This is a genomic window from Pedobacter sp. 01T416_2 (genome assembly GCF_056398925.1).
On sequence record NZ_JBFTQI010000529.1, the window covers coordinates 1 to 4,222 of the forward strand.

Consider the following 4,222-nt stretch of genomic DNA (forward strand, 5'->3'; position numbering starts at 1 on the left):
TTCCATTATAGACAAGAAAGTGATTCTGATTGCCGCAGATTTACGAAAATCTAAACTTCACCATGCCTTTGGCTCAGACAACCACATTGGTTTAAGTAGTTATTTATCAAAACAGGCCGATTTAGCTGATATTATCTTTACCGATGAACGGCACAATATCGACTACATCACCTCTGGCCCAGTACCCCCAAATCCTTCAGAATTGCTGCATCACAAGGCGATGGAAACACTGATCGAAACACTGAGAGAGCGCTATGAATATATCATTATTGATACCGCTCCTGTAGGCCTGGTTTCAGATTCTGTACCGCTCATTAGAAAAGCAGATATTAATTTATTCATTATCCGTTCAGGTGTTTCCAAATTCAGAGCCGCCACTATTCCTGATCGTTTATCAAAAGAATATGGGCTAAACAACATTGCTATTATTTTAAATTCATTTGGTGATGAGAAGTTACATGCGAACATTTATACCACCAATTATGCCCATAGTAATACCGGAACCTACTACTATTCTAATTACACAGGCTATGGAAAAAGTGGTTATTACGATGATGAGAAGAGCTGGTGGGAATTTTGGAAAAGAAAATGACCTCTCCCCCCGCCCTCTCCTGGAAGAGAGGGGGGCTAAATAGCACGACGGAGAAGGTGAGAAGGATGATGGAAGGACTGGTTTAGGGCTTAGTGGTTAGAAATGGAAGATGGAAAAGATTAATCGCTAACTGTTTAGATTGGTTAATTTACAAGATGGAGTTTAATCATTGATATAGTATAATGATAGATCAAAATTACAGGTGGTATCCGGTTTATACACGTTCGAGAGCAGAAAAAAAGGCGAATGAAGAATTKAACAGGAAAGGAATCCAAACTTATTTACCTCTTAAAAAGGCAGTTAAGCAATGGAGCGACCGTAAAAAAATCGTCGAAGAGCCCTTGATTAAATCTTATCTATTTGCGTATATTTCGGCCAGAGAATATGCAGAAGTTTTGATGACCAATGGTGTTGCCAGATTTATTTATTTCTCCAGCCAAGTCGCTTCTATTCCTGATCAACAAATCCATGACCTTAAGCTCTTGCTCGCTACAGACGCCGATCTGGAGCTCATTGATTATGACATTAAACCAGGTGAAAGCGTATTGATTAAAGCTGGACCTTTTAAAGGCATAATTGCCGAATTGGTATCGTTACAGAACAAACAGCGTATTATTTTACGTTTACAAAATATGGGCTATTCGATTAATATTAATACATCGATAGCATTTGTAGAGCCACTCTAGGGTGATGTGAGATCTGAGATTTGAGATAGGGCTCGACAAGATATAAAAAAATGATCAGTTCATTTTGAAAATAAGATGTGACTGAGGGGGCGAAGCTGTATCCAATACACATTAAAAAGCTTCTAATTGGTTGATAAAATAAGATTATGTGTCGCATAGCGGGCATTGTAAACAGTAGAAATTCATTCGAAAAAGTTAATCAACAGGTAAAAGCCATGTGCGATAGTATGCAACACGGCGGGCCTGATGATCATGGTATTTATGCTGATAAAAAATCATCCGTATGCCTGGGTAACCGTAGGTTAGCCATTCTAGATCTCAGTTCTAGCGGTCACCAGCCAATGTTAAGCCACAAAGAAGATATTGTTATCACATACAATGGAGAGATTTATAACTACCTGCAAATTAGAACCGAGTTAATTAATTTAGGCTACATTTTTAAAACACAAACCGATACTGAGGTAATACTTTATGCCTACCAGCATTGGAGAGAAAAAGCTTTCGAAAAACTGGACGGAATTTTTGCTTTCTGTATTTTCGATAAGCGGCATCAATGTATCTATTTGGTAAGAGATCAAAACGGGATCAAACCATTGTATTACCACTTTGCCAATGGATCCTTGATTTTTTCATCAGAAGTAAAGGCTTTTAAACACGTCGATATTTATCAGGAAAATGAAAATTGGCGGATTTACTATCTTGCATTCGGCCATATCCCAGAGCCATACACCACATTAAAAGATGTTTGCAGCTTAGGTAAAGGCTGCTTTCTGAAATATAACATCAGAAACGCTGAGTATTCTACACAATCATACCATGAGTTTGAAAGCACATCTTACATTAATAATGAAAGCTACGCGATAGAAAGAATCCGCGAACAACTTGGCCATTCTATCAAACAGCAGATGATTTCTGATGTTGATATAGGTGTACTATTTAGTGGTGGCCTCGATTCGAGTATCATTACGATACTGGCTAATCAATATAATAACAAACAGTTATCCAGTATTTCTGCCAATTTTAATGAAATAGATTTTTCCGAAAAAAAACAGCGGAATAGCCTATTTGAAAAAATAAATATTCAAAAAATTGAACAGCTTATTACCTATCGCGATTTCGTACAGAATTTCGAAACCGTTTTAGCCGATATGGATCAACCTACAAATGATGGAATTAATACCTGGTTTGTGTGTAAAACAGCAAAAGAGCAAGGAATAAAAGTGTTGTTATCAGGTTTAGGTGCCGATGAGCTTTTTGGGGGATACCCTTCTTTTGATCGGATCCATAAAATACAAAACCTAAATTGGCTGAGTAAAAGCGTTCTGCGGAGCATGCGTTTCTCCAACAACACCAAATTTAAACGGTTATATTACCTTAGCTTAAACTCTCCCATTGGCGAATACCTGTGCTTGCGGGGCGTTTACTCACCAGATGTAATTGCAGAACTATTAAACATCGATATGAAAACGGTTATCGATTGCCTGGAAGATATCCCGCTTCACCCCGGAATAAAGAAAACCAGTAATGAAACACGTGCAAGCTGGTTTGAATTTAACATGTACATGCAAAATCAGTTGTTAAAGGATACCGATTTTATGAGCATGAGTCATGGCGTTGAAGTAAGGGTTCCGTTTCTAGACCGTAATTTTGTCGATCTGGTTCTTTCCATTTCAACAGAAATAAAGTTTAGTTACGAACAGAAAAAAAAACTCCTCGTAGAGGCTTACAAAGAAGATCTACCTGTAGAAACCTGGAAAAGGCGGAAAATGGGGTTTACTTTTCCATTTCAGGAATGGATGAGAAAAAACTGCGACATTGCCGATCCATCCCGATATGCAAATAAACKGGCAAAATCGCTCATACAAAACTTTGGAAAAAACAAATTGCACTGGAGTTCTGCCCTAGCCTTATACAGAATATATCATGCCGATTAAGATTTTATTTTTAACGCTTAAAACTTTTAGTTTTACCGGTGGTATTGAAAAGGTTTGCAGAAGTTTATCCCGTGTGTTATACGACTTAAGCGAGGAAGAGCTCGTTCAATCGACAGTATATTCCATGTATGATAAAAATACCGACCGCGATTCCAGGTACCTGAGCAAACAACAGTTTCAAGGTTTTAATGGAAATAAAGAACGCTTCGTGGTGCAATCTTTTTTAAGTGGATTAAAAGTAGATGTGATTTTGTTAAGCCATATTCATTTGATCAATATTGTCTATTTCATCAAGAAAATACATCCCCATAAAAGAATCTATTTATTGGCCCACGGCATTGAAGTTTGGAAAAAACTATCAGATTCCAAACTCAAAATGTTAAACCAGTTGGATAAGATTATTTGCGTAAGTCATTTTACTGCCGATAAAATTATGGAAATGCATCACATTTCTGCAGATCACATTGAAGTATTAAACAATTGTCTTGACCCCTTTTATTATCTGCCTACCCAGTTCGAAAAACCACAGCGTTTATTGAATCGCTATCATTTAAATCGCGAAAACTTAGTGCTATTTTCACTATCACGCTTATCTTCTTCAGAGAAGTACAAAGGATACGACCACACCATTGAGCTATTGCCACAACTCTTGGAGAAATACCCAAACCTGGTTTACCTATTGGGTGGAAAATGGGATGCCGTGGAAAAGAAACGATTAGAAGATTTAATTGTAACGAACCAACTTCAAGATCATATCAGAATGGTCGGTTTTATTGATGAAGCTGAACTTACCGAGCATTTCCTATTGTCTGATCTTTTTATTCTACCCAGTAAAAAAGAAGGTTTCGGCATTGTATTCATCGAAGCCCTGGCCAGTGGCCTCAGGGTTATTGCCGGTAATAAAGATGGCAGTGTAGATGCGCTTCAAAACGGGGCGCTTGGTGCATTGGTTGATCCTGACGATCAGCAAGGCATTCTAAGCAGCATATCTATACTGCTAAAGCATAGCC

General features: G+C 37.9%; 4 protein-coding genes. All 4 read left to right on the plus strand.

Going from position 1 to position 4,222, the window contains the following annotated elements; all coding sequences use genetic code 11:
* On the plus strand, positions 1–592 hold a 592-nt coding region (locus AC1DPQ_RS19605; protein WP_477610611.1), incomplete at its 5' end, for a tyrosine-protein kinase family protein.
* Positions 593–774: 182 nt separating this feature from the next.
* Complete coding sequence (locus AC1DPQ_RS19610) at positions 775–1,278, plus strand: UpxY family transcription antiterminator (protein WP_477610612.1); 504 nt, start codon at positions 775–777, stop codon at positions 1,276–1,278.
* A gap of 146 nt (positions 1,279–1,424) precedes the next feature.
* The gene (asnB, locus tag AC1DPQ_RS19615; RefSeq protein ID WP_477610613.1) at positions 1,425–3,212 is read left to right on the plus strand and encodes an asparagine synthase (glutamine-hydrolyzing); all 1,788 of its coding nucleotides are present in this window, start codon (positions 1,425–1,427) and stop codon (positions 3,210–3,212) included.
* A partial coding sequence (locus AC1DPQ_RS19620; protein ID WP_477610614.1) for a glycosyltransferase family 4 protein occupies positions 3,202–4,222 on the plus strand: 1,021 nt, incomplete at its 3' end. The genes asnB and AC1DPQ_RS19620, both read left to right, overlap by 11 nt.